Annotated in this window: 4 protein-coding genes and 1 pseudogene; all 5 read left to right on the forward strand. The window is 63.1% G+C overall.

All coding sequences use genetic code 11. The features are described 5' to 3' along the window. Window positions 1-294, forward strand: a 294-nt coding sequence (locus tag Q0K17_RS09825) for a hypothetical protein (RefSeq protein ID WP_294542663.1), incomplete at its 5' end; no start/stop codon positions are given. Window positions 295-389: 95 nt separating this feature from the next. After that, window positions 390-2294: a beta-galactosidase gene (locus tag Q0K17_RS09830; RefSeq protein WP_294542664.1), complete on the forward strand. Its 1905-nt coding sequence runs from the start codon at window positions 390-392 to the stop codon at window positions 2292-2294. A 358-nt stretch (window positions 2295-2652) separates the two neighbouring features. Continuing rightward, complete coding sequence (locus Q0K17_RS09835; protein ID WP_294542665.1) at window positions 2653-5367, forward strand: valine--tRNA ligase; 2715 nt, start codon at window positions 2653-2655, stop codon at window positions 5365-5367. 11 nt (window positions 5368-5378) lie between these two features. Next, the gene (locus Q0K17_RS09840) at window positions 5379-5768 is read left to right on the forward strand and encodes a hypothetical protein (protein WP_294542666.1); all 390 of its coding nucleotides are present in this window, start codon (window positions 5379-5381) and stop codon (window positions 5766-5768) included. A gap of 373 nt (window positions 5769-6141) precedes the next feature. Continuing rightward, a pseudogene (gene pheS / locus Q0K17_RS09845) lies at window positions 6142-6665 on the forward strand (phenylalanine--tRNA ligase subunit alpha); the annotation flags it as partial.

A 6665-nucleotide genomic window follows, 5' to 3' on the forward strand; every position in this document is an offset into this window, starting at 1 on the left:
TTTCTCCGGATGCTCCCCGCCTGGGGCTGGCTCTGTCTGGTGCTGATGCCCGCGGCCCTGTCGGCGCTGTCAGTGGGCGTGATACGCTGCTTTGGCAAGAAGGGCGGTCTGGTGCTCTGGCTGTCCTTTATGGTGCTGTGCCAGGTGCCCCAGCTGCTGGAAATCACATCCAAAGATGCCCTGGAACTTCTGGTGGAAATTCTGCCGGTATTTCTGCCCCTGGTGGGGCTGGCGGCAGCCATAGCCGGAACGGTCCTTCTGTACCGGGACAACGCCGCGGTCACAAACCGTTGACAAAGTTCGACCATCCACGCTACAATGCAGACAGGAAGGAGCGCCGCCCCGGCCGGGGCGGCGCTTGTTTTTTGGATGGCAGGAGGTGTGTACCCATGTCGGATGGATACTGGAAGGGGCTGCTGCACAGTGCGGTGTATGCCCCGCAGCGCTGGGCCGGACAGCCGGAAATTCTGCGCCGTGACCTGGAACTGATGCGCAAGGCCGGACTGAACACGGTCACCCTGGCCGCCGGGGCATGGCCCTGGCTGGAACCCAGGGAAGGGGAGTATGCCTTCGACTGGCTGGACAACGCCCTGGCCACCCTGGAAGAAAATCAGATCAAGGTGATTCTGTGCGCCCAGGGGCAGGTGTGCCCTGCCTGGATGTCCCGTCATTATTCCGGCGCTGTCCGCACCGATGAGGACGGCACCCGCCCGGTACCCGGGGCATCCGGCGGTCTTTGCCCCAGCCACACCGCCCGCCGCAAAAAGGTGCGGGAAATGGACGAACAGCTGGCCCGCCGCTACGGGACCCACCCGGCGGTGCTGGCCTGGCTGGTCACTGGCATGGACCTGCCCTGCTACTGCCCCTCCTGCCAGAAAGCCTACCGAAGCTGGCTGCGCAAAAAATACGAGACCCTGGGTGCCCTCAATGAAGCAGGCGGCACCGCTTACTCCGACTGGGAGGAGGTGAGTGCCGCCCGACCGGACGGCGGCAACCTGTGTGCCGCCATGGACTGGGATGACTTCTGCGCCTACCAGCGGGCGGAACTGCTTCATCTGGAAGGGGAGGCCATCCGCAAAGGCTGTCCGCAGGCCCGCATCATCACTGATCTGCTGCCTGCACAGGGCGGGGAAGAGGCGGACCTGACCCTGACCGAGATCCGGCCGGATTGGCGTGCCGGAGAGGATTCTTCCAGCGAATGGAAGCAGGCTGTGCGTGCCGCTTTTGCCTATGACCGGACCCGCTGTGCCGGACGTCCCTTCGTGGTGCGGCAGAAGTCCGGTATCAAATGTCTGCGTCCCGGGCTGCTCATGCTTTCTCAGCTCCAAGCGGTGGCCTGTGGGGCGGACGGGGTGGAACATGCCGTGTGGCGTCAGCTTCCCGGCCGTCTGGACGGCGGGGCGGTGGTCAGCCGCAACGGCAGCGCGGAGACCCGTCTGTTCCGGGAAACGGCGGAGGCCGGCCAGGTGCTGCTCAAGCTGCCCTTTGTGGGCGGTATGGGCACCCGGGCCTCGGTGGCTTTTCTGTATGACGGCCGCACCCCGGCGGGGCTGACTGCTCTGGCTGCCGCTCATCGCTGCGGTGACCCGCAGAAGGTCATCCTGGACCACTATGCGGCCCTTTTGGAAAACTATGTGGATGTGGACGTGCTGGACCCGTCGGCGGACTGGTCCGGCTACAAGGTGGTCGCGGCACCGCTGCTGGCGGTGTTCCGTCCCGATATGCCCAAGCGGATGGAGGAATATATCCAGCGGGGCGGTCATTTCCTGCTCACCTTCGGTTCCGGCCTGACTGATGAAAACGGTACCGCTGTACCGGGCTGGCCGCCCATCGGTCTGAACAACGTGTTCGGGGTGGGGGTGGAGGACTGTGACCCGCTGCTGGCAGGACAGACCAACAGCTTCACCTACGATGACCAGACCTACCCGGCGGTGTTCTGCTGCGATATTCTGCGGCGCACCGGCGCCCGGATGCTGGCGGCCTATGAGAAGGACTTCTACCGCGGCCAGCCTGCCGTGACCAAGCGGCCCCTGGGCTTCGGCTGTGCCTGGTACCTGGGCTGCCACAGTGACGCCAAATTCCTGCGCAAGCTGTACGCCGACATCCTGAAAGAGACGGGTATCCCGCATCTGGCCGACATCCCCTACACCCAGGACCTGATGATCCGCCGCCGCACCGACGGCAAGCGCACCTGCACCTTTTTCATGAACTTCTCCTCCCGGGTACAGGTCACGGCGGGGCACCGTCTGGATGCCTACGGCTGTGCCATGGACACCGCCTGGGCCCAGGAGTAAAACACGCCCAAACGCCGCAAAACCCCCTTGACAACCGCCCGCCCTTGCACTAAACTGAATGATATCAAATGCAGTGCGGGGGAGTTCCGTGCGGGCAGTTCCTTTTGACAGAAAGCCGGGGAGGGTGGAAACCTGGCAAGGGAGCCCGACGGTTGTCGCCCCCAAGCAGAAGGTGCGAACCGCTTTTTTGCCCAGTAGTGCTTTCCGTTTCGCCCCCGTTACCGGGCGTTCAAGAGGCCTTTGCAAAAAGGCAATTTGGGTGGTACCGCGGTTATTGTATTGACATGGCCGTCCCATGAGATTCTCTCACGGGACGGTCATTTTTTCGTCCCGCACACAAGGTAAGGAGGACACACCAATGGCAGAAACCGAGAAAACTCTGGCCAAACAGTATGACCCCAAAGGCACCGAGGACCGGGTCTATCAGAACTGGTGCGACAAGGGGTATTTCCACACGCAGATCGACCGCAGCAAGCGGCCCTTTACCATCGTGATGCCGCCGCCCAACGTGACCGGGCAGCTGCACATGGGCCATGCCATGGACGAGACCTGGCAGGATATCCTCATCCGCTACAAGCGCATGCAGGGCTACGCCGCCCTGTGGGTGCCCGGAACCGACCACGCTTCCATCGCCACCGAGGCCAAGGTCGTGGCCCAGATGAAGGAAGAGGGCCTGACCAAGGAGATGCTGGGCCGTGACGGATTCCTGGAACGGGCCTGGGCCTGGAAGAACAAGTACGGCAACCGCATCGTCAGCCAGCTGAAGAAGCTGGGCTGCTCCTGCGACTGGCAGCGGGAACGCTTCACCATGGACGAAGGCTGCTCCAAGGCGGTGCTGGATGTCTTCGTCAACCTGTACAACCAGGGCCTGATCTACCGCGGCAGCCGGATGGTCAACTGGTGCCCCCACTGCAACACCTCCATCTCCGACGCCGAGGTGGAATACGAGGAGAAGGAAGGCAGCTTCTGGCATCTGCTGTACAAGGTCAAGGAGACCGGCGAGATGCTGGAACTGGCCACTACTCGTCCCGAGACCATGCTGGGCGATACCGCCGTGGCCATCAACACCGATGACCCCCGCTACAAGCACCTGCACGGCTGCCATGTCATCCTGCCCCTGCTGAACAAGGAGATCCCCATCGTCTGCGACGAGCACGCCGACATGGAAAAGGGCACCGGCGTTGTGAAGATCACCCCCGCCCACGACCCCAACGACTTTGAGGTGGGCAAGCGCCACAACCTGCCCATGGTCCGGGTGCTGACCTACGACGGACGCATGACCGGCCCTGCCGACAAGGCTGAGGCCGACGCTCTGCGGGCCAGCGGCCGCGCCAGCGCCGATGAGCCCGAGGTCCTGGACTGCGGCAAGTACGCCGGCATGACCGCCATGGAAGCCCGCAAGGCCATCCTGGCCGACCTGGCCGAGGGCGGCTATCTGAAGGAGACCGAGCCCCTGACCCATGAGGTGGGCACCTGCTACCGCTGCCACACCGTCATCGAGCCCATGATCTCCAAGCAGTGGTTCGTCAAGATGGACCCCCTGGCCGGCCCCGCCATCGAGGCCGTGGAAAAGGGCGACATCAAGTTCGTGCCCGAACGCTTCACCAAGAACTATATCAACTGGATGAAGGGCAGCCGTGACTGGTGCATCAGCCGCCAGCTGTGGTGGGGCCACCGCATCCCGGCCTGGTATTGCGCCGACTGCGGCGAGACCATCGTGGCCAAGGAAGCGCCCGCCGTCTGCCCCAAGTGCGGCAGCACCCATCTGGATCAGGACCCCGACACCCTGGATACCTGGTTCTCCTCCGCCCTGTGGCCCTTCTCCACCCTGGGCTGGCCCGACAAGACCGAGGACCTGGACTTCTTCTATCCCACCAATGCCCTGGTCACCGGCTACGACATCATCGGCTTCTGGGTCTCCCGCATGATCTTCTCCGGTCTGGCCTATACCGGCAAGGCCCCCTTCAACACCGTGCTCATCCACGGTCTGGTGCGGGACAGCCAGGGCCGCAAGATGTCCAAGAGCCTGGGCAACGGCATCGACCCGCTGGAGGTCATCGACCAGTACGGCGCCGACGCCCTGCGCATGACCCTGGTGGTGGGCTCCACCGCCGGCAACGATATGCGGTACAGCGAAGAAAAGGTCACCGCCAGCCGCAACTTTGCCAACAAGCTGTGGAACGCTTCCCGCTTTGTGCAGATGAACCTGCCGGAAGGTTTCCAGCCCGGTATGCCGGATGAATCCCTGCTGGACATGAGCGACAAGTGGGTGCTCTCCGAGCTGGCCAATGTGGCCGCCGAGGTCACCGCCAACCTGGACAAGTACGAGCTGGGTCTGGCCGCCGACAAGGTGGAAAAGTTCATCTGGGAGATCTACTGCGACTGGTATATCGAGATCTGCAAGTCCCGCCTGAACTCCGGGGACGAAACCCAGGCCGACACCGCCCGCAAGGTACTGGTGTATGTGCTGGACAACGCCCTGCGGCTGCTGCATCCCTTCATGCCCTTCATCACCGAGGAAATCTACCAGGCCCTTCCGGGCAGCGCCGAGACCATCATGACCCAGTCCTGGCCGGACGCCAGCTCCCTGCCCACCTGGCCGGAGGAGAGCGCCGACTTTGAGACCATGATGGCCTACATCAAGGCCGTCCGTGCCACCCGCAGCGATATGAACGTGCCGCCGTCCAAAAAGACCAGCATGATCATCGAGACTTCCGCGCCTGCCGCCTTTGAAAAGGGCAGCGTCTATCTGGCCCGGTTCGCCTTTGCCACCGACGTGACCCTGACCCCCAAGTATGAGGGCAGCACCGAAGGCATGGTCACGGTGGTCACCCCCGCCGCCCGCGGCTTCATCCCCATGATGGAGCTCATCGACCGGGAGAAGGAGCTGGCCCGCCTGCAGAAGGAACTGGCCAAGAACGAGAAGGAAGTGGCCATGTTCAGCAAGCAGCTGGACAACCCCCGCTTTGTGGAAAAGGCTCCCGCCGCTCTGGTGGAGGAGACCCGCAGCAAGCTGGCCGCCGCCCAGGAAAAGCATAAGGGCATCCTGCAGTCCATCGCGGCCCTGTCCTGAGGAGATTCCCCATGAAAAAGGACCGGACCGACCGTATCCTGCTGGGCTGCTTTCTTGTCAGTCTGGCGGTGTATCTGGTGATCTTCGTTTCCGCCTTTGCGGAACTGCCGCTGAATATTTCCTCCCTGCATCAGCTGCTTTTGATGTTCTTCCACTTCATTCCGCAGTTCTTCCTGCAGCTGCTGGTCTGCCGGCTGGAAGGCCCCGTCTGGCGGTTCGCCCTGCCCTTTGCCCTGTTCCTGATCCCCGCTCTCGTCTTTGTGCTCTGCACCGGCGGGGCGGGCCTGGGCTGGGTCCTGGCGGGCGGCTGGTGCATGGCGCCTTTGTCGGGCTGTGCCCTGGGCTGGCTGGTCTTTGGCATCACCCGGCTGGTGCACCGCCTGCGCCGTCCCAACCCTTGACAAACCCCATCCCCGCGCCTATAATTGATAGCGTATTTTGCAAAACACGCTGACGGAGAAAGTAAGCGCCACGGGATTCCAGGCAAAGAGAGGGCGGTCACCGGCTGAAAGCCGCCCCACGGGTCCGGCACCGAAGTTCGCTCCCGAGTGGTCCGCGGGAACAGCCCCTGCAATGGGGGCCCAGTAGTGCGGAACGGTCCCGCCCCGTTACGGCGGAAGAGCACAGGACCTGTGCTCGCAGAGTGCCGCCGCATCAGCCGGCGGAACACGGGTGGTACCGCGGAGTTTTTACAGCTTCGTCCCTGACAAACATCAGGGACGGAGCTTTTTTGTTTGCTTCGTCCCGCAACCGCAACAAAAGGAGAGGTGCGAAATGCAGGAAAAGATCAATGCAGTGCGCGCGCAGCTGGAAGCCGACCGGGCAGCCGTGCACAACAAGGAGGAACTTTCCGCCTTCTGGCAGAAATACCTCAGCAAGAACGGGGCCGTCACCGGCCTGACCAAGAGCCTGCGGGACGTGGCCAAGGAAGACCGCCCCGCCGCCGGCAAGCTCATCAACGAGTGCAAGGTCTGGGCCGAGGGCGTGTATGAGGCCCTGTCCGCCGAGATCGAAGCCGCCGAGCTGGAAGCCCGCAACAAGGCCGAAACCGTGGATATCACCCTGCCCGGAAAGGGCAACCTGACCGGCGGGCTGCATCCCATCACCCTGGTCAAGAACGAGATCATCGACGTTTTCTCCGGCATGGGCTTTGAAATCTACGAAGGCCCCGAGATCGAGGACGACGAGCACAACTTCACCCGCCTGAACGTGCCCAAGAATCATCCTGCCCGGGATATGCAGGACACCTTCTATGTGGCCGAGGACATCGTGCTGCGCACCCAGACCAGCGGCGGCCA

This window comes from uncultured Gemmiger sp. (assembly GCA_944388105.1).
In the GTDB taxonomy this organism is placed as follows: domain Bacteria; phylum Bacillota; class Clostridia; order Oscillospirales; family Ruminococcaceae; genus Gemmiger.